13 protein-coding genes and 1 riboswitch are annotated in these 20,225 nt (G+C 71.5%); of the genes, 7 read left to right on the plus strand and 6 right to left on the minus strand.

The features are described from left to right. Positions 1–71 precede the first annotated feature (71 nt). The 3 genes from hrpA to ACQ0O7_RS23345 all read left to right on the plus strand — a co-directional run bounded on the left by hrpA (position 72) and on the right by ACQ0O7_RS23345 (position 5,200). Complete coding sequence (gene hrpA, locus ACQ0O7_RS23335) at positions 72–3,971, plus strand: ATP-dependent RNA helicase HrpA (RefSeq protein ID WP_430784304.1); 3,900 nt, start codon at positions 72–74, stop codon at positions 3,969–3,971. 82 nt (positions 3,972–4,053) lie between these two features. Further along, complete coding sequence (locus ACQ0O7_RS23340) at positions 4,054–4,422, plus strand: DUF6401 family natural product biosynthesis protein (protein ID WP_430784305.1); 369 nt, start codon at positions 4,054–4,056, stop codon at positions 4,420–4,422. Between the two features lie 58 nt (positions 4,423–4,480). Next, positions 4,481–5,200, plus strand: coding sequence for a LamG-like jellyroll fold domain-containing protein (locus ACQ0O7_RS23345; RefSeq protein WP_430784306.1), 720 nt, complete (start codon positions 4,481–4,483; stop codon positions 5,198–5,200). Between the two features lie 531 nt (positions 5,201–5,731). Here ACQ0O7_RS23345 and ACQ0O7_RS23350 read toward each other — a convergent pair. The 4 genes from ACQ0O7_RS23350 to ACQ0O7_RS23365 all read right to left on the minus strand — a co-directional run bounded on the left by ACQ0O7_RS23350 (position 5,732) and on the right by ACQ0O7_RS23365 (position 10,323). Then, the gene (locus tag ACQ0O7_RS23350; RefSeq protein WP_430784307.1) at positions 5,732–5,962 is read right to left on the minus strand and encodes a hypothetical protein; all 231 of its coding nucleotides are present in this window, start codon (positions 5,960–5,962) and stop codon (positions 5,732–5,734) included. 1,144 nt (positions 5,963–7,106) lie between these two features. After that, on the minus strand, positions 7,107–8,141 hold the full coding sequence (locus tag ACQ0O7_RS23355; RefSeq protein ID WP_430784308.1) for a cobalamin B12-binding domain-containing protein: 1,035 nt from the start codon (positions 8,139–8,141) through the stop codon (positions 7,107–7,109). Next, the gene (locus ACQ0O7_RS23360; RefSeq protein ID WP_430784309.1) at positions 8,138–9,484 is read right to left on the minus strand and encodes a PP2C family protein-serine/threonine phosphatase; all 1,347 of its coding nucleotides are present in this window, start codon (positions 9,482–9,484) and stop codon (positions 8,138–8,140) included. The genes ACQ0O7_RS23355 and ACQ0O7_RS23360 overlap by 4 nt, the downstream gene beginning before the upstream one ends. Positions 9,485–9,549: 65 nt before the next feature. Beyond that, on the minus strand, positions 9,550–10,323 hold the full coding sequence (locus ACQ0O7_RS23365) for an exodeoxyribonuclease III (protein WP_430784310.1): 774 nt from the start codon (positions 10,321–10,323) through the stop codon (positions 9,550–9,552). Positions 10,324–10,515: 192 nt separating this feature from the next. Between ACQ0O7_RS23365 and ACQ0O7_RS23370 the strand changes: the two genes are divergently transcribed. Continuing rightward, complete coding sequence (locus ACQ0O7_RS23370) at positions 10,516–11,145, plus strand: hypothetical protein (protein WP_430784311.1); 630 nt, start codon at positions 10,516–10,518, stop codon at positions 11,143–11,145. Here ACQ0O7_RS23370 and ACQ0O7_RS23375 read toward each other — a convergent pair. Further along, positions 11,111–13,414 carry an EAL domain-containing protein gene (locus ACQ0O7_RS23375; protein ID WP_430784312.1) on the minus strand — a complete coding sequence of 768 codons (2,304 nt, stop codon included), beginning with the start codon at positions 13,412–13,414 and terminating at the stop codon, positions 11,111–11,113. The two genes, ACQ0O7_RS23370 and ACQ0O7_RS23375, sit on opposite strands and share 35 nt — an antisense overlap. Positions 13,415–13,472: 58 nt before the next feature. Beyond that, positions 13,473–14,252 carry a universal stress protein gene (locus ACQ0O7_RS23380; protein WP_430784313.1) on the minus strand — a complete coding sequence of 260 codons (780 nt, stop codon included), beginning with the start codon at positions 14,250–14,252 and terminating at the stop codon, positions 13,473–13,475. Positions 14,253–14,424: 172 nt separating this feature from the next. Between ACQ0O7_RS23380 and ACQ0O7_RS23385 the strand changes: the two genes are divergently transcribed. The 3 genes from ACQ0O7_RS23385 (at position 14,425) to ACQ0O7_RS23395 (ending at position 19,890) form a co-directional block, all read left to right on the plus strand. Next, the gene (locus ACQ0O7_RS23385) at positions 14,425–15,708 is read left to right on the plus strand and encodes a citrate synthase (protein WP_430784314.1); all 1,284 of its coding nucleotides are present in this window, start codon (positions 14,425–14,427) and stop codon (positions 15,706–15,708) included. A 100-nt stretch (positions 15,709–15,808) separates the two neighbouring features. Then, on the plus strand, positions 15,809–17,368 hold the full coding sequence (locus ACQ0O7_RS23390) for a gluconokinase (protein WP_430784315.1): 1,560 nt from the start codon (positions 15,809–15,811) through the stop codon (positions 17,366–17,368). Between the two features lie 43 nt (positions 17,369–17,411). Further along, positions 17,412–17,534, plus strand: a riboswitch (cobalamin riboswitch). A gap of 34 nt (positions 17,535–17,568) precedes the next feature. Further along, the gene (locus tag ACQ0O7_RS23395; protein ID WP_430784316.1) at positions 17,569–19,890 is read left to right on the plus strand and encodes a VWA domain-containing protein; all 2,322 of its coding nucleotides are present in this window, start codon (positions 17,569–17,571) and stop codon (positions 19,888–19,890) included. Positions 19,891–20,225: the final 335 nt, after the last annotated feature.

The raw sequence follows: 20,225 nt of genomic DNA on the forward strand, positions 1-20,225 counted from the left end.
GGCGTCCCGGGAAACGGGGCGGTGTTAATCACGGGGCGATTCGCGGCGGTTGCGCCTATCCTTGCTGCGCCATGTCGATAACGCCTGCCGCCCTGCGCACCCAGATCACCGAGCTGCTGCCCCGCGATCAGCGGCGGCTCCAGCGCCGCCTCGACGGGACGAGACGGATCCGTGACGACGACGCGCGGGCCGCCGTGCTCGCGGAGATCGCCACCGAGGCCGAGCGCGCCCGGTCCCGCCTGGACGCGCGGATCGCGTCGGTGCCCCGGGTGACGTACCCGGAAGGGCTGCCGGTCAGCGCCCGCAAGGACGACATCGCCACCGCGATCCGGGACCACCAGGTCGTGGTCGTCGCCGGCGAGACCGGGTCGGGCAAGACCACCCAGATCCCGAAGATCTGCGTCGAGCTGGGCCGGGGTGTGCGCGGGCAGATCGGGCACACCCAGCCGCGCCGGATCGCGGCGCGCACGGTGGCCGAGCGGATCGCCGAGGAACTGGACCGGCCGCTCGGGTCGACGGTCGGCTACAAGGTGCGGTTCACCGATCAGGTGAGCGACGACACCATGATCAAGGTGATGACCGACGGCATCCTGCTGGCCGAGATCCAGAACGACCGGATGCTGTACCGGTACGACACGCTGATCATCGACGAGGCGCACGAGCGCAGCCTCAACATCGACTTCATCCTCGGTTATCTGCGCGACCTGCTGCCGCGCCGGCCCGACCTCAAGCTGATCATCACGTCCGCGACGATCGAGACCGAACGGTTCGCGCAGCACTTCGCCGACCGGGACGGCAAGCCCGCGCCGGTGATCGAGGTGTCCGGGCGCACCTACCCGGTCGAGGTCCGCTACCGGCCGCTGATCACCGTCACCGAGGACGACACCGAGGAACCGCGCGACGTGATCGACGGCATCGCCGACGCCGTCGACGAACTGCCCCGCGACGGCGACATCCTGGTCTTCTTCTCCGGCGAACGGGAGATCCGCGACACCGCCGACGCCCTGGCCAAGAAGAACCTCTACAACACCGACATCGTCCCGCTGTACGGCCGGCTCTCCGCCGCCGAGCAGCACCGGGTCTTCGAACGGCACAGCGAACGCCGGATCGTGCTGGCCACCAACGTCGCCGAGACGTCGCTGACGGTGCCCGGCATCAAATACGTGATCGACCCCGGCACCGCCCGGATCAGCCGCTACAGCCATCGGCTCAAAGTGCAGCGCCTGCCCATCGAGCCGGTCTCGCAGGCCAGCGCCAACCAGCGCAAAGGCCGATGCGGGCGGACGTCGGACGGCATCTGCATCCGGCTCTACTCGGAGGAGGACTTCGAGCAGCGGCCGGAGTTCACCGAGCCGGAGATCCTGCGTACCAACCTGGCCTCGGTCATTCTCCAGATGACCAATCTCGGTCTCGGTGACCTCCAGAAGTTCCCGTTCATCGACCCGCCGGACCGGCGCAACATCACCGACGGCATCAAGCTCCTGGAAGAACTCGGCGCGCTGGAGGACCGCAAGCTCACCCCGATGGGGCGCCAGCTCGCCCAGCTGCCGGTCGACCCCCGGCTGGCCCGGATGGTGATCGAGGCGGACCGGCAGGAGGTGCTGGCCGAGGTGATGGTGATCGCCGGCGCCCTGTCGATCCAGGACCCGCGCGAGCGCCCCACCGAGAAACAGCAGCAGGCCGACGAGAAGCACGCCCGGTTCGTCGACAAGGAATCGGACTTCTTCAGCTATCTCAACCTGTGGCGCTATCTGCGGGAGAAACAGCAGGAACTGTCCGGCAACCAGTTCCGCCGGATGTGCCGCAACGAATTCCTGAACTATCTGCGGATCCGTGAATGGCAGGACATCTACGCGCAGCTCAAGCAGGTCGCCCGTACCCTCAATCTGTCCCTGAAGGAGGACTGGGAGGCGGGCGTCGCACCGCAGCCGGTGCACACCGCCCTGCTCTCCGGCCTGCTCAGCCACATCGGCATGAAGGATCAGGAGAAGCGCGAGTTCATCGGCGCGCGGGGCGCCAAGTTCGCGATCTTCCCGGGGTCGGCGCTGTTCAAGAAGCAGCCCCGCTGGGTGATGTCGGCCGAGTTGGTGGAGACCAGCCGGCTGTGGGGCCGGGTGAACGCCCGGATCGAGCCGGAATGGGCCGAGAAACTCGCCCCGCACCTGGTCAAGAGCAGCTACAGCGAACCCCACTGGGATTCGAGGATGGGCGCCGTGATGGCGTTCGAGAAGGTCACCCTGTACGGCCTGCCGATCGTGCCCCGGCGCCGGATCGGATTCAGCAAGGTCGATCCGGTGGCGTCCCGGGAACTCTTCATCAGGCACGCGCTCGTCGAAGGCGACTGGGAGACCCACCACAAATTCTTCAGCGAGAACAAACGGCTCCTGGAGAAGATCGGCGAGATCGAGAACCGGGCGCGGCGGCGGGACATCGCGGTCGACGACGAGACCGTCTACGCCCTCTACGACGCGCGGATCCCGGCCGAGGTGGTGTCGTCGCGGCACTTCGACGGCTGGTGGAAGAAAGCCCGGCACGAGCAGCCCGACCTGCTCACCTTCACCCGTGAGGACCTGGTCAACACGGGCCGCGACACCGTCGACCCACAGGCCTTCCCGGACGCCTGGATCAGCAACGGGGTCCGGATGCCGCTGTCCTACACGTTCGAGCCCAACACGCCGCGCGACGGCGTCACCGCGACCGTCCCCCTCGAACTCATCAACAAGATCGACGCCGAGGACTTCGGCTGGTCGGTGCCCGGATTCCGGCGCGAAGTGGTGATCGCGCTGATCCGGGCCCTGCCCAAACAGCTGCGCACCGCCTTCGTGCCGGTGCCGGACTGGGCCGAGGCCGTCCTCGACCGGGTGCCGGCCCGCCGCGGCCCGCTGCCCGACGCCATCGGCAACGAGCTGCGCCGGCTCACCGGGACCGTGGTGCCGCGCGACGCGTGGCGGCCCGACCAGGTGCCCGACCACCTGCGGATGAACTTCCGGATCGTCAACGAGGCCGGCGACACCCTCGCCGAGGGCCGTGACCTGGAAGTACTGCGCCGCCAGCTCGCGCCCAAGGTGCAGGCCACCATCTCCAAGGCGGCCGGCGACCTGGAACGGCGCGGCATCACCGCCAACGACTTCGGCGCGCTGCCCCGGCGGATCGCCCAGGTGCGCGGCGGATACGAGGTCAACGTCTGGCCGTCCCTCGTCGACGAGACCGACAGCGTGGCGATCCGGGTCTTCGAGGACGAGGCGTCCCAGCGGGTGGCGATGGCCGCCGGCACCCGGCGACTGCTGCTGCTCACCCTGCCACCGGCCGCCCGGTTCCTGCAGGGCCGGCTGGACAACCGGGCCAAGCTGGAACTCTCCCGGGCCAACCCGTACCGGTCGATCGCCGACCTGCTCGACGACTGCGCCGGAGCGGCCGTCGACCGGCTGGTCGCCGAGGCCGGAGGGCCGGTGTGGTCGTCGGTCGAGTTCGCGTCCCTGCGCGACACCGTCCGGCAGGACCTGGTCGACGCGGTGGCCAACGTGGTCACCCAGGTGCAGGCGGTGCTGGCCACCGCGTACGACGTCGAACAGCGCCTCAAATCGCTGCGCGACCCGCAGCTGCTGCCCGCCCTCGCCGACATCCGTCAGCAGCTCAAAGGCCTGGTGCACGCCGGGTTCGTGACCGAGACCGGCTGGCGGCAACTGCACCAGATGCCCCGCTACCTGCGTGGCATCGTGCACCGGCTGGACCGGGTCGGCGGCAGCCTCGGCCGGGACCGGCAGCTGACCACGCAGATTCACGAGATCGAGTCGGAATACCGCGAACTGCGCGCCCAGGCCGGGCGCAACGGGCCCGCCGAAGAGGGGCTGCGGGAGATCCGCTGGATGATCGAGGAGCTGCGGATCAACTACTTCGCGCAGGCCCTCGGTACCGCATACCCCGTCTCTGACAAGCGGATATTCAAGGCCATGGACGCCCTGCCGATCTGAGAAGGTTGCAGGTCGGTGCGCCCCCGGTGCCGTTCGGTCACGCCTCTGTCGTGGCCGTTCGGCACCCTTTAGGTTTCTCGGCATGACGAACTTCGCCTTCGCCGCCTCTGTCGCCGCCGTCCGCCCCGCCGGGGCCTACCTCGACGAGATGATGGCCCGGGTCGGCGTCGACGGCCTCACCGCCGCGTTCGCCGACCCCGGTCTGCTCGCCCGGATCGACCAGCACGCCGCGGCCGTCCGCGACGCCCTGCTGGAGGCCGGGCGCCGGATCGACGCCGCCGGGCTCGCGGCGTACGCCCGGAGCATCGCCGCCGCCGCCACCCGCGCCGGCCGGCCGCTGCCGGAGCCCGGGTACGCCCCCCTGTCGCCCGCCGAGTGGGCCGCGGCCGGGTTCCCGCTGCTGCGCCTGGTCGCGGTCTGCATGATCGCCGACGAGGCCGGACTACTCTAACGATCTACTTTTTATCGGCCTAAGTGCAATAAACCGCCCAATAAGGGATCTTCTTCTCATGAAGATCCTGCTGTCCGCCCTGTCCGCGCTCCTCACCGTCCCACTGTTCGGCGCTCCCGCCCTCGCCCAGGAGCCCGCACTCGTCGCCCGCTACAACTTCGACGGCGGAGCCACCGAAGGCAGGGTCAACGACCTCTCCGGCCGGGGCGCCGCGCTCACCCTGCGCGGCGCCAACAACGGCCAGGTCGCGATCATGACCGAAGGCAGCGGCCGGTACGCCTCCTTCCCCGGCCAGTGCGCCAGCACCACACCCACCTGTGCCAAAGCCATCCTCGAAGCCGACGACCGGGCCGAACTCGACCCCGGCACCCGCAACTTCAAATGGGCGGCCAGCGTCCGCATCACCAAGAACCAGCTCAACGGCAACGCCAACGTCATGCAGAAAGGGGTGGCCGACACCGAGAGCCAGTGGAAGATGCAGATCACCGGCCGCACCGGCCGCGCCCAGTGCGTGATGGTCGCCCGCGGCACCGCCCAGACCTTCTCGGCGATCTCGGCCCGCCCGGTCGCCGACGGCCAGTGGCACCGCGTCGTCTGCGAACGCACCAACGGCACCCTGTCCGTCTCGGTCGACGGCACCCCCGGCAGCCGGGTGGCGGTCCCCGCCGCGGTCACCGTCGACAACGCGATGCCGATGCGCATCGGCGGCCCGAACCTGACCAAGGGCGCCGACATGTACCACGGCCAGATCGACGACGTGTACGTCCAGCTCGGCTGACACCCACCGCAACCCGGCTAGGGCAGGTGCGCTCCGTCCCGGCCCGGCGCGCTTCGGCCGAGCCACGGCCAAGGCTTGGTGCGCGTTAGCGTGGCCGTGCTACGGCTTGGTGCGCGTCGGCCTGGCCGCGGCTCGGCGGAGCTGCCAGCTGCCGCACGGCCGCACCACCTGCACGTTCCGCGCAACCCGCACCGATCGCACGATCCGCGCAACCCGAATCACACGCACGACTCCCGGACGTGGAACGCCCGGCACCCGGTGATCCCGGTGCCGGGCGTTCTGTCATTCGTGCTTGTTCCGTCAGGTCATCCGGCCGCGTCCGCTCCGGCCAGCCGGCCTTGCTCTGTCGCCGGCTGTGTCCGGTCCGGCCTGCCGGCCTGCCCTGTCGCCGGCCGCGTCCGGTCCGGCCGGTTCGGATCCTGCCGTCCGGTCGAGCGAGCTGCCGAGGCCAGACCGTGTGCCGCGGTGTNGTTGTGGCTCGATTCGAGCCACAACGCGGCACACGAACGGAGATCCTGACGCCGACAGGTCCTAGCTGCGGCGGAACGCGTAGCTGCGCCCACCACCGGACCGGTTCTCCCGGGCCCGGCCGGAACGCTCCCGGGCAGCCTGCCGGGAATCCCCGGCACCGTGATGGGTGGCGGCCGACCCGCTGGACTGATCCTTATCAGTCCCCGGCAGCGAGGGTCGAAGGGTGGCGGCGATGTCCCGCCGGGCGATCTCGTCGAGATCGAGGTGAACGGAGAACGGTTCGGCAGGCATAAGGCGACCTCCTCACGGCTCCACGAGGGAGCAGCGGCGACGGTCGCCACCAGCGGTGGGACCGTGCCGTCAAAAAGCGGAATGCGAGTGGTGTGACCACGACGTGGCCCGGCAGGAACGACGCCTGCCCGGGTGTGTCAGGAACCGTGACGGAGTAGCGCATGAACCGACCCACTCCGGCCTGACACGGCACACGGAGAACAACGCGGCCCGGCCAGGTGCACACGGCACGGCGGGCGGCGGGCGGGAAGGAATCACAGCATGCGCTCACGCTATGCCGCCCGGAAAACCCGCGCAACCGATTATTCGGTGCGGGGCGTCTGTGCCTGCGCACGACCGGGCACGGTGTGCTCCTGCCGGGTGAGCCGAGTCAGCCGGTCGAGGATCTGCGCAACACTCGGCCCTCCGCCGGCAAGAAGACTTAAAAGAGTGTTCCTCTGGGCTGCTGGCCCGTTCGCGGTAAATTCCCCGCGCGAGTGTCCGCTTTCGGGCCCCGCCCTGGCCGATCTTGGCGGATTTTCCACCTAATAGGGTCTTCTTCTCGGCTGCCTGATCACTCGCGGTCAATAGCTCGCGCGGGCGACTCGCTCAGCAGAGATCTTGGTGGATTTACCACCGGAAAAGGTGGTAAATCCACCAAGATCGGCCAAGGTGGAGCTGGAGGGCGGACACTCGCGCGAGGAATTGACCGCGGACGGGCCAGCAGCCGAGAAGAAGGCTTGAAACGGTGGTGAATCCACCAAGATCGGCCAGGGCGGAGCTGAGGGGCGGACACTCGCGCGAGGCATTAATCGCGAGCGGGCCAGCAGCTGAGAAGAAGGCTCAATAGGTGGTGAATCCACCAGGATCTCGGCGGGACTGGTTGCCCGCACGAGGGATTGGCCGTAAGTGATCAGGCAGCCGAGGACAAGGCTCGAAAACGGTGGTGAATCCGCCGGGATCGGCCAGGGCGCGGCTGAGCAGTCGCGCCATGCGTTGACGACAAGGGCGCGGGGAGGGGTGCGGGACCACCGCATTCGGCCCGGCGGGCGCCGGGCGGTCTGGGGGACGGGGCGGCCTCGCGTGGTGGAGACGATGCTGTTCAGGGGCGTACCGGAAAAGGGAAGTGACCTGCCGCCGGGGAGTGGATCGGTGGGCGGGGGAGTCAGGTGCGGGGGAGTTCGGCCAGGGCGGCGGTCAGCAGGGCGGCCGACGACGGGAAGTCGGCCAGCTGGTCGCGGATCAGGTGCAGGCCGGCGCGCAGCGCGTTCGGGGGGACCTCGCGGGCGCGCAGCACGTCCACCGTCCAGCGGGTGAAGTCGAGGAAGATGTCGTCCTCGCCCACATACAGCGCCGACGCCAGGAAGTCCACGATGTGGCCGATGTCTTCGGCGGTGGAGTCCACCTGGGCCGGGTCGTAGTGGTGGGCGGCCGGATAGGCGGCGGCCAGGCGGCGCATCGCGGTGCTGATCAGTTCCGGTCGGGAGCGGACCAGGTGGGTGTATTCCTCGCTGCCCAGGTACTCCGGGTCGGGGAGATCGTGGGCGGGCGGCCAGTTCTGGGACAGGCGGAGCACCGCCTCCTCGCCGGTCGACGCCCAGGCGTGGGCGCCGAGGCGTTCGGCCCAGCGGCCGCCGGGGCCGAATCCGCGGCCGCCGGCGATCACCGGGATGCCGGCGGCGCGGCAGGCGGTGACGGCGGCGTGCGCGCGGGGCAGCCTCGTCGCGATCATGCAGCTCAGGGCGACCGCGTCGGGGCCGGTCTGGTGCAGGTGGGTGATCAGGTGGCGGCCGGGGACGCTGGCGCCGAGGAAGTCGACCCGCCAGCCGTCCAGGCGCAGCAGCTCGCCGAGCATCCGGGCGGGCAGGCCGTGCCATTCGCCGTCGACGCAGGCCAGGGCGATCCGGCCGCGGGTCGGCCGGACGGTGGTGCGGGCGCCGATCGCGGCCAGGGCGCGCTCACCGGCGGCGGTGGCGGCGTGCTCGCGGGCCACCGTCCACGTGTTGGCGGCCCACAGTTCACCGACGGCGGCCTGGGTGGCGCCGATCAGGTCGACGATGATCCGCTGCGGGGGGACGCCGTCGTCGAGCAGTCCGGTGACCAGCTCGGCGGCGCCCCGGTCGTCGCCGTCGGCGACCAGGGAGAGGTAGTAGCCGCCGAGGGCGTCGTCGATGCGGGTGACGGTGTGCGTCGTGGTCATGAGCGCTGCCTCGGCCGGCGGGCGCCGATCGCGTAGGGCGAGACGGCCGCCCCACCGCCGCGCAGGCTCAGCGGGGTGCGGGTGGGCGCGCGCACCGCGAGCATGGCGATGTCGTCGGAGTGGCCGCCGTGCGACCAGTCGGAGACGAGTTGCCGGATCCGTTCGACGGTGGCGGCGCCGGGGATGCCCGCGCACGAGGCGAGGGCCTGCCGGAGCCGGGCCTCACCGTACTGCTCGGTGCCGGTGGGGCCGCCGCGGGCCTCGGTGAGCCCGTCGCTGTGCAGCAGGCACAGCTCGCCGGGGGCCAGCTCGACGGTGGCCGGCCGGACCACGGTCCGCGGCAGCACGCCGATCAGGGTGCCGCTGACCGGGACCTCCTCGACGGTGCCGTCGGTGCGCAGCACCAGCGGCGGCGGGTGGCCGCCGGTGGCCAGGGTGAGACGGACCCGGCCGTGGTCGACGCGGGTGACCGAGCCGGTCACCAGGGTGACGAACCGGGATCGCCGGCCGGACCCGAGCAGCGCCTGGTTGAGCACGTGCAGCATCTGCTCCGGCCCGGCGCCGACCAGGTGCAGCGCCCGCAGCGTCTGCCGGACCTTGCCGGTGAGCACTGCCGCCTCCGGGCCGGTGCCGCACACGTCGCCGAGGGCGATCACCGTGTCGGTGCTGTCGCCGGACGGCTCGAAGACGTCGTAGAAGTCGCCGCCGATCCGCAGCGCCTCACGGGCCGCCTGGTAGGAGCCGGTCAGCTCGAAGCCGTCGATCTCCGGCAGCTCGGGCGGCAGCAGGTCGGCCTGCAGGACCGCGGTGATCTCGACCTGCTCCTGGTAGAGGACGGCGGCCGAGATGGCGGCGCCGGCCCGGGCCGCGAAGACCCGGGCGAGCAGCTCGTCGCCGGTGTCGAAGGCGGCGTCCGGGCCGCCGCGGGCCAGGATCAGCGCGCCGGCCGGCTCGGCGTTGCCGGGCAGCGGCACCACCAGCAGCGCGCCGACCGGGCCGAGCGAGGCCGGGACCAGCCAGGCGGGCGCCTGGGACGGGTCGAGCCAGCGGCTGGGGATGGGCGGGAACCCGCCGAGCGCCTCGGCCAGGCCGGGCACGTCGGTGATCCGGCTCTCCCGCAGCGAGCCCTCCTCCAGGGCGTGCCCGGGGGCGAGCCGGCTCCAGGCGCTCTGCCGGCGCAGGGCCGGCTGGACCACCACGGCGGAGTCGGCCAGGTGCTCGACGGCCAGTTCGAGGGTGGTGCGGACGCAGCGCCGCACGTTGAGCGAGGCGGACAGCCGGCGGCCCGCCTCGGCGAGGAAGGACGCGTGGAGCAGGGTGCCGGCCGGTGTCGGTGCCGTCATCGTGCCTCCTGTTCACTCCCCGTCGTGCTGGCTGCGGTCGATCCCCAGCCTACGTGGTCGCCCGGTCAGCCGTTCAGATCGACCACGACCGGGGCATGATCGGACGGTCCCTTACCCTTGCGGGCCTCCCGGTCCACGTACGCGTCGGTGACCCGTTCGGCCACGTCGGCGCTGGCGTGCACGATGTCGATCCGCATGCCCTTGTTCTGGTGGAACATGCCGGCCCGATAGTCCCAGTAGGTGTAAGGGTGGTCACCCTTGAGGGGGCGGGCCGGCACCTCGGCGAGCCCGATCCCGCGGATCGCGGCGAGCGCCTCCCGCTCCGGCGGGGTGACGTGGGTGGCGCCGGCGAACAGGCCGATGTCCCAGACGTCGGCGTCGGTGGGCGCCACGTTCCAGTCGCCGGCCACCACCAGCGGGCCGGCCGCCAGGTCCGGGATCAGGGCGTCGCGAAGAGTGGAGAGCCAATCGAGCTTGTACGTGTAATGCGGGTCCTCCGGCGACCGGCCGTTCGGCACGTACACCGACATGAACCGGATGCCGCCGCAACGGGCGCTGATGGCGCGCGCCTCCGGATCGGGATAGCCGGGAACACCCGCGAAACCGTGGCGCACGTCCTCGATCCCGGCCCGGGACAGCAGGGCGACCCCGTTCCAGCGGCCCTGGCCGTACGCGGCGGTGGCGTACCCCAGTTCGGCGACCTCCTTCTCCGGGAAGGCGCCGTCGGCGACCTTGGTCTCCTGCAGGCAGACCACGTCGGGCGCGGTGGTGGCCAGCCAGTCCAGCAGCCGGGGCAGCCGGGCCTTGACCGAGTTGACGTTCCAGGTGGCGAAGCGCATACCCGGATTTCTACCCGGTCGGCTCCCGGGTGGCGGCGATCAGGGCCACGGCGAGTCCGGCCGTCAGGACGAGCAGGAGCGCGACGAGCAAGGTCATGGTCCTCCCATCGGATTCCGCGTGCGAATAATGCCGGAGTTGCCCGCACGGCACCAGGGTCCCTGGAAGGTTTGTCTTTCGAGAGGGGGCGGATCATGCGCGTGGAGGTCATGCCGGGATTGCCGGCCGATCTGCTGGACCAGGCCTGGGATTTCTACCTGGAGTGTTTCAACGATCTGCGGGTGCTCGCGGCCAACCGGCACCTGCTCCACCGGGACGAGTTCGACGACCTGATGGCGGACACCCGGGTGCCGAAGTACGTGGCCCTGGACGCCGAGGAGACGGTGGTCGGGCTGGCCGCGATGACCACCGAACTGGACGCGATCTCGCTGATCGCGCCGGAGTACTTCGAGTACCACTGGCCGGAGCTGTACCGGGAGAACCGGATCTTCTACGTCAGCTTCGTCGGCGCCGACCGGGGCACCCGGGGCGCCGGCGTGTTCATCGCCCTGCTGCGCCGGATGTACCAGCCGATCGGCGAGGTGGACGGCAAGGTCGTGGTGGACATCTGCTCGTACAACGAGGACCGGCACCAGCTGCCGCGGATGATCGCGATCATCCTGGGCCGGGCGGCCGGCCGGGCCCAGCCGACCCGGGTGGACGCCCAGTCGTTCTGGCTGTACGAGTTCCCCAAGGCGGGTGCGCCGGTCCGCAAGGAGGAGCGGCGCGGTCTGGTCCGGGACCGGCGGGTCAGTTCGTCGGGTTCGGAGCGCCGCCGGGTGTGATCTGCGGGGTCCGCTGGATCATCTCGCGCCAGCGCTGGGAGAAGTCCGGGGCGTCCACCGCGGCGCCCCACAGCCAGCCCTGGCCGTTGAGCACCCCGACCGCGTGCAGCGCCTCCCGCTGCAACGGTGTCTCCACGCCCTCGGCGATCACCGACAGGCCGAGGGCGTGGCTCATCGCCACCACCGCGCGGACGATCTCGTCGTCCTCGACGTTGACGCCCAGCCCGGTCACGAACGAGCGGTCGATCTTGACCCCGGTGACCGGGAACCGGCGCAGGTAGCCGAGCGCCGAGAACCCGGTGCCGAAGTCGTCGACGAGCAGTTTCACCCCGAGTTCGCGCAGCTCGAACAGGACCCGGGCGGTGACGCTGGAGCCGTCCACCATCACCGACTCGGTCATCTCCAGGGCCACGCAGTGCGCCGGGACGCCGTACCGGACCATCTCGCCGGACACGATCAGTGGCAGCTCCGGATCGTTGAGCTGCCGCGGCGACACGTTGATGGACAGGTAGAAGTCGTCGCCGACGGTGCCCTCGGACCGCCACACGCCGAGCTGGCGCAGCGCCTCCTTGCGCACCCAGGTGCCGATCGCGGTGATCAGCCCGGCGTCCTCGGCGATCGGGATGAACGTCATCGGCGGGATCGCCCCGCGCTCCGGGTGCATCCACCGGACCAGCGCCTCGGCACCCACCGGCACCCCGGTCTCCAGGCGGACGATCGGCTGGTACGCCACGTGCAGCTGCTCCTCGGCCAGCGCCTGCCGCAGCGCCACCTCCAGCTCGATGCGCTCCCGGACCTGGGCGTGCATGCTGGTGTCGAAGATGGTGGACCGGCCCGGCCCCTCGCCCTTGGCCCGGTACATCGCGGTGTCCGCGTCCCGCATCAGGGCCTCGGCGGTGACCGCGGCGGTGGCCGGGTCGGCGTCGGCGTGCGAGATGCCGATCGACGCGCTGATCACCACGTCGTGGTCACGCACCGGGAACGGCCGGGCGAAGCAACCGCGGATGTCGTCGACGAGGCGCAGGGCGTCACCCTTCTCCCCGACGTACGCCAGCAGGAACTCGTCTCCGCCGACCCGGGCCACTGGGATCCCGGACGGCACCGCGGACCGCAACCGCCGCCCCACGTCGATCACCAGCTGGTCGCCGGTGTCGTGCCCCCACGAGTCGTTGACCCACTTGAAGCCGTCGAAGTCGAGCATGTAGACCCAGATCCGGTTGTTGCCCTCCGGGTCGACCACGGTGACCAGGCGTTCGATCTCGGCCGACATGGACTGCCGGTTGGGCAGGCCGGTCAGCGGGTCGTGGGTGGCCTGGTGTTCGGAGCGCAGCTGGGCGGCGACCTGGGCGCGGACCGCGGCGACCGCCCGGGCCAGCAGCAGCGCCACGATCAGCGCCCCGGTCAGCGCGATCAGCAGCCGGTGCGCGGCCGTCTCGGCGCCGGTGGTGAGCAGCAGCAGGAACGGCATGGCCAGGGCGGGCAGCAGCAGCGACAGCCGGGACCAGGACCAGGCCTGCGCGGGCAGTTTGTCGGGGCGGCTGACGTCGGCCACCGAGGGGTGCAGCGCGGCCACCCCGAGAGCCGTGTACGCCACCAGGAACGGCACGTTGAGCAGCGGCGACGCGTAGATCTTGCCCTGTACGCCGACGATCGCGTAGGCCAGGTCGCCGGTGAACATCGCGGTCATCATCACGATGAACGCGATCAGGCTGGGCGGCCAGTGCTTGGCGGTGAAGGTGAGGTTCGCCAGCAGCAGCACCAGGGTCACGTCGAGCAGCGGGTACAGCCCCTGGATGAAGGAGAGCAGGTGGTCGCGGCCGTCGATGGCGGCGGCCGGCAGGGCGAGCAGCAGGGTGCTGGCCAGCCCGGCGGCCAGGAAGACGATCAGGCCGTCCAGCACCGCGTGCCGGTCCAGGCTGCCGCGCTGCCGGAGCAGGATGGTGAGGAACGTGCCGAGCAGCAGGTAGCCGCTGAAACTGGCGGCGTCGGCGAGCAGCGGCCACGGCATCGGCTGCTCGGTGACGGTCGGCCGGATCAGCACGCCGACCAGGAAGAGCAGCGCCGACACGCCCATCGTCAGCCAGGCGCCGGCCGGTTCGGCGCCCCACCGGCGCGGGCCGAGGAAGCAGCCGGCGACCGTGGCGACGCCGAGGGCGGCGAACCCGGCGGTGGCGGCCACCGACTCCGGGACCGCCGCGTAGGTGACCGTGACGACGAGGCCGGCGGCGGCGATGATCTGCCACCAGCGGCGGGGGTGTACGGAACGCACCGGGCATTCCTCCCGTACGGCCCGAAGATCAATAGATGGGCCAACGGTAGCAATTCGGTCAGTGGGTTACCGGGCTTCCCGGAAGCTGCCGGGCCACCCGGCGGGCCGGGATCCGGGCCCCGGACACCAGGACCGCCGGGCACGCGCCGAACCGCACCACCTCGGTGGCGACCGACCCGAGCCGGCCCGCCGGGGCCGTCGACCGCGGCCCCAGCACCAGCAGCCCGGCCCGCCGGGAAGCGGTGATCAGCGCCGACGCCGGGATCCCGGCCACCACCCGGCGGCGCGCCCCGGCCGCCTCCGGGACCTGCGCCAGCACCTCGTCGAGCAGCCGCGCGCCGCCGGTCTCCCGGCCCGGCCCGGTCACGTGCAGCACGTGCAGGGCCACCTCCCGGCGGGCCGCCGCCGCGGCCGCGAACCGCAGCACCGGCACCGCCCACGGCGAGGCGTCGACCGCCGCCGTCACCGGGCCGGACGGGGTGCTCTGCACCCGGGCCACCGCCACCGGGCACTGGGAACGGGTCACCAGATCCGGCCGCAGACCGCCCACCACCAGCAGTTCGGCCTGGCGGCTGAGCGCCGGCAGGACACGCCCGGGCGGGCCATCCACCAGTTGACCGCGCGCGCCGGCGCCGGGTGTGGAACGCTGGGCGATGGCGACCGCCTCGTCGACCATCCGGGAGGCGAGCCGGCGTGCCGGGCCGTAACCGGCGTCGGCGGGACCGGCGAAGGCGTGCACCACCCGCACCACGCGTCCGCGGGACGAGGCCTCCCGCGCGGCGAACCGGATCGCGGCCGTGTCGGCGGGGATCCGGCCGACTCCCACGACGATGTGCATAGGGCCTCCGTAACAGAGTCGCAATATACCGACCATTGTCTATGGCGCAACGACCCATACGTACTGGTGACCAATGCCTCAACAGCCAGCCACCTGATGACCCATTCAGGTTGAGGGTTTACGGTGAACGGCAAAATATTTGGGACATCTGCCGGTGAAGTGAGGGAAATACATGACGGATGTCAAGCTCGACCACCCCGGTGGTCAGTTGTCGATGGCAGTCAAGAAGGCCGTCGACGGTCCGGGCGGCATCGACGTCAGTGCTCTGCTGAAGGAGACCGGTTACGTCACCCTCGACCAGGGTTTCGTGAACACGGCGTCGACCACCTCGGCGATCACTTACATCGACGGTGACCAGGGCATTCTGCGCTACCGCGGCTATCCGATCGAGCAGCTCGCGGAGAAGAGCACCTTCCTCGAGGTGTCCTACCTGCTGATGAACGGTGAGCTGCCCACCCCGGCGCAGCTGCGTGACTTCGCCGACAAGATCCGGGTGCACACGCTGCTGCAGGAGGAGATGCGCACGTTCTTCTCCAGCTTCCCGCGTAACGCGCACCCGATGTCGGTGCTGTCGTCGGCGGTCACCGCGCTGTCGACGTTCTACCAGGACGCGCTCGACCCGCTCGACTCCGAGCAGGTCGACATCTCCGCGATCCGCCTGATGGCGAAACTTCCGACGATCGCGGCGTACACCTACAAGAAGTCCATCGGCCACCCTCTGCCGTACCCGGACAACTCCCTCGACTACGTCGAGAACTTCCTGCGCCTGACCTTCGGTCTGCCGACCGTCCAGTACGACGTCGACCCCAAGGTCGCCAAGATCCTGGACATGCTGTTCATCCTGCACGCCGACCACGAGCAGAACTGCTCGACCTCGTCGGTGCGCCTGGTCGGGTCGGCGCAGGCCAACCTGTTCGCGTCGGTCTCGGCCGGCATCGGCGCCCTCTCCGGCCCGCTGCACGGCGGTGCCAACGCGGCGGTCCTGGAGATGCTGGAGCAGATCCGCAAGGACGGCGGAGACGTCAACTCGTTCGTCACGCGAGTGAAGAACAAGGAAAAAGGCGTCAAGCTGATGGGCTTCGGCCACCGGGTCTACAAGAACTACGACCCGCGCGCCGCCATCGTGAAGAAGGCCGCCCAGGAGATGCTCTCCACCCTGGACAAGCCGGACCCGCTGCTGGAGATCGCGTTCAAGCTCGAGGAGATCGCCCTCTCCGACGAGTACTTCATCTCCCGCAAGCTGTACCCGAACGTGGACTTCTACACCGGCCTGATCTACAAGGCCATGGGGTTCCCGACCGACATGTTCACCGTCCTCTTCGCCATCGGCCGGCTCCCCGGCTGGATCGCCCAGTGGCGCGAGATGATGGTCGACCCGGCCAACAAGATCGGCCGCCCGCGGCAGATCTACACCGGGTCCCCGGTCCGCGACTTCGTTCCGGCCGACCAGCGCTGATCCGTTCCGCCTTTCCGATTCACCTCTGCCGTTTCGCCAGACGCCTCGCCGGATATCGTCCGGTGGGGCGTCTGGCGTTCGACGGTAAGGGGAGAGACACATGGATGTGGTCATCGGCATCGACACCGGGACGACCTCGACGAAGGGGATCGCCGCCGGTCCGGCCGGTGAGATCCGCGCCCTCACCAGCGTCCACTACCCGCTCGCCGTCCCCGGCCCCGGCCGCGCCGAGCTCGACAGCACCGCCCTCGTCGACGCCGCCCTGCGCGCCCTCACCGACGTGGCCGCCGCCTGCCGGGACAACGGCGACCGGGTGATCGCGGTCAGCCTCAGCTCGTTCCTGCACGCCCTCGTCCCGATGAAGGCCTCCGGCGAACCACTCGGGCCGGTGATCACCTGGGCCGACAACCGGGCCGCCGAGCAGTGCGAGCGGATCGTCGCCGACGGGCACGCCAAGGAACTCCAGGCCCGCACCGGGACCCCGGTCCACCCGATGTCCCCGCTCACCAAGCTCGCCTGGTGGGCCGACTCGGATCCGGAGACGCTGCGGGACACCCCACGGTGGGGCGGGGTCAAGGAGCTGATCGTCGCGGCGCTGGCCGGCGGTCCCTTCCTCGTCGACCTGTCGGTCGCCTCGGGGACCGGCCTCTACGACATCCACGCACGGCGGTGGGACCAAGACGCTTTGACCGTTTCGGGGGTACGGCCGGAGCAGCTCGCCGAGGTCGTCCCCACCACACAGGCCCTGACCCTGGACCCCTCGGTGGCGGCGGCCGCCGGTCTGGAGCCGTCGACACCCCTGATCATCGGGGCCGCCGACGGGCCGCTCGCCAACCTCGGGGTGGGCGCCACCCCGGCCGGGGTGGGGGCGATCTCGCTCGGGACCAGTGGGGCGCTGCGCACCGTGGTGGGGGCTCCCACCAGCGACACCGCGGGGCGGTTGTTCTGCTACGCGCTCACCGAGGACCGGTGGGTGATCGGTGGGGCGGTGAACAACGCCGGGTCGGTGGTGCGGTGGGCCGGATCGGCTTTTGTCGGCGATTCGTCGGATTCCGTCGGGGAGGACGCCGACGACCGGGACGCTCGGCTGCTGGACGAGGCCGCCGCCGTCCGGGCCGGCAGCGACGGGCTCATCTGCCTGCCGTACCTTCTCGGCGAACGCGCCCCCTGGTGGCGTCCCGGCATGCGCGGCGCCTACCTCGGGCTGCGCCGCGAACACGGCCGCCCGCAACTGGTCCGCGCCGCCGTCGAAGGCGTCTGCCAGCAGCTCGCCCTGGTCCGCGACTCGTTCGACGCCGAAGGCGCGCCACTCACCGAGATCCGTGCCACCGGCGGGGCCGCCGCCTCGAAACTGTGGATCAGCGTGCTGGCGTCCGCCCTCGACCTGCCGGTCACCGTCGCCGACGTGCCCGAGGGCACCGCGCTCGGCGCCTGCCTGCTCGCCCGGCACGCCCTCGGTGAACTGCCCGACCTCGACCGGGCCGCCGCCATGGTGCCCACCGGTGAGCCCACCCGGCCCGACCCGGCCGACGCCGGCCTCTACCGGCGGTTGCGGCCACTGGTGGAGAAGAGTGCGCTCGCCGTCCTGGACGTGGTGACCGAACTCGACCGGATCGCGCCGGAACCGCTGCCCGGTACCGAGAAGGCAGTCCGTTCCTGACCGCTGTGGTGGAGCCCGCGTTGACGGGCCGATCGGCGGTCGGGAAGAGTGGCCGGTGAGCGGTAGCGGAGGAACCCGGTGCGAGTCCGGGACGGTCCCGCCACTGTGACCGGCTCACCTCGGTGAACCGGGAGTCAGGAGACTCCGGCCGCTCGCGACAACCGACGAGCGGGCGTGGACACCCGCCGGAAGGGACCCTGGTGACGACTCCGTACCCGTTCTCGGCCGTGGTGGGCCTCGACGACCTCCGACTGGCCCTGCTCCTCACCTCGGTCTCCCCGGCCGTCGGCGGTGTGCTCGTCCGCGGCGAGAAAGGCACCGCCAAGAGCACCGTGGTCCGCGCCCTCGCCGGGCTGCTGCCCTCCGTCGACGTGGTGCACGGCTGCCGGTTCGCCTGCGACCCGGCCGCACCCGACCCCGGCTGCCCCGACGGCCCGCACACCCCCGGAGGCCCGTCCGCGTCCCGGCCCGCGAGCCTGGTCGAACTCCCCGTCGGCGCCACCGAGGACCGGGTCGTCGGCACCCTCGACCTGCAGCGCGCGCTCAGCGACGGGGTCAAGGCGTACGAGCCCGGCCTCCTCGCCGCCGCCCACCGGGGTGTCCTCTACGTCGACGAGGTCAACCTGCTCCCCGACCACCTGGTCGACCTGCTCCTGGACGCCGCCGCGATGGGCCGCGCCCACGTCGAGCGCGACGGGGTGTCGGTCAAGCACGCCGCCCGGTTCCTGCTCGTCGGCACGATGAACCCGGAGGAGGGCGAACCCCGCCCCCAGCTGGTCGACCGGTTCGGCCTGGTCGTCAACGTCGCCGCGCCCCGCGACGCCCGCCAGCGCGCCGAGGTGGTCCGGCGGCGGCTCGCCTACGAGGCCGATCCGGACGGGTTCGCGGCCCGGTTCGCCGAGGCCGAACAGGAGTGTGCGGCCCGGATCGCCGCCGCCCGCGCCCAGCTCCCGTCGGTGACGCTGCCCGACACCGAACTCGACCGGATCGCCCGGGTCTGCCTGGCCTACGGGGTGGACGGCATGCGCGCCGACATCGTGGTCGCCCGCTGCGCCGTCGCCCTGGCCGCCTGGCACGGCCGCGACCGGGTCACCGCCGACGACGTCCGTGACGCGGCCCGGCTGGCGCTGCCCCACCGCCGCCGCACCGACCCCCTCGACCCGCCCGGCACCGACGAGGAGAAGCTGGACGAGGCCCTCGCCGAAGCCGAACGCCAGGCCCAGGAGGATCGCGCCGCCGATTCCCCGGACGCCTCCGATGCCGCCGGTCCGCCCGATCCCTCCTCCGGCGACGACCCCGACGACGATGGTCCCGGTGGTGGTGCGGGTCCCGGCGGTGGTGACGGTCCGCCCGACGGTTCCGGTCCATCAGACACCCTCGGCGGTACGGGGGAGAGCCCGGCCCCGCAGCCTCCCTCCGGTCCCCCCTTAGCGGCCGGCGATGCCTCTCCCGCCGGCGCCTCCGACTCCACGCCGTCCCCGGACGGCCGGCCCGCCGGAGCGGTGGCCACGGCGGGCACCGCCTACCGCACCCGCACCCTGCGCATCGCGGCCCGCGGCGAGGGCGGCCACACCGGCCGTCGTTCCCCGGCTTTCGCCCGCCGTGGCCGGGTGGTCGGAAGCCGCCAGCCGCAGGGCAAACTGGCCGGCGCCCCACACCTGTTCGCCACCCTCCGGGCCGCCCTGGACCGGATCGCCCTGGACCGGGCCGCTTTGGGCGGGGCCGCCGTGGACCGGACCGTCTTGGACGCCGTTGTCCCGGCCGCGCTGTCCGGTGACGACATCGCCGTCGCCCCGCTCCCCGCCCTCCCGCCGCCCGTGGTCGACGGCGCGGGCCCGGCTCCGGCCGGATCACCTCGCGCGGGTGGCGGCTTCGGGCCGGGCGGTGGCGGGCCCGTCCGGGTGCTGCCGCGGGACGTGCGGGAGTCGGTTCATGTCGGGCGGGAGGCCAACCTGGTGCTCTTCGTGGTCGACGCCTCCGGATCGATGGCCGCCCGGAAGCGGATGACACTGGTCAAGACGGCGGTGCTGTCCCTACTGCGCGACGCCTACCAGCGGCGGGACCGGATCGGGATGATCACCTTCCGGGGCAGTGAGGCCGACGTCGTGCTGCCGCCGACCTCCAGCCACGAGGTCGGCGTCCAGCGGCTGGCCGCCCTGCGCACCGGTGGCCGCACCCCGCTGGCCGCCGGTTTGAAAGCCGCGGTCGCCACGATCGCCACCGAACGCCGCCGCGACCCCCGCCGCCGCCCGTTGCTGGTGCTGGTCACCGACGGCCGTTCCACCAGCGGCCCCGACCCGATGCGCCTGGTCCCGGCCCTGTCCGGGGTGGCGAGCGTGGTCGTCGACTGCGAATCGGGCCCGATCCGCCTGGGCCTGGCCCGCAAACTGGCCGCCGCCCTGCGCGCCGAGATCATGCCCTTGGAGCAGCTCCAGGCCACCACGGTCCGCAACCGCCCGTCGCAGCCGTCCGGCCCGGAGACCGCGCCCGTCACCGATCGCGCCTACCGGCACGCTGCGTGACACCGGCACCCGGCCGGCCCGCAACACCGCTCGCCGTCCGGCGGATCCCCTCCGCCGGTTCGTCCTGGATCACGCGTCCCGGTGGGAAGACCAAGCGTCGGACACTTCTGGAGAACCGGCCTGGCGGCCCGTTACCCGGGAACTCGCTGGAAGACGCCGATCTGTGGTGCCGCGACCGCCTCCGCCACCGAGCCACGCCAGCGGGGTCGTGCCGGTGGTTGCGGTAAGAGGGAATCGGTGGGCGGATGCGTTCGCCCGTGGGGTCGTGCCGGTGGTTGCTGTCGGCGGGATTCGCCGGGCGGACGCGTTCGGTAGCGGTTTGTGTCCGATCACCG

Source organism: Actinoplanes sp. G11-F43, from assembly GCF_050589265.1.
Classification (GTDB): Bacteria; Actinomycetota; Actinomycetes; order Mycobacteriales; family Micromonosporaceae; genus Actinoplanes.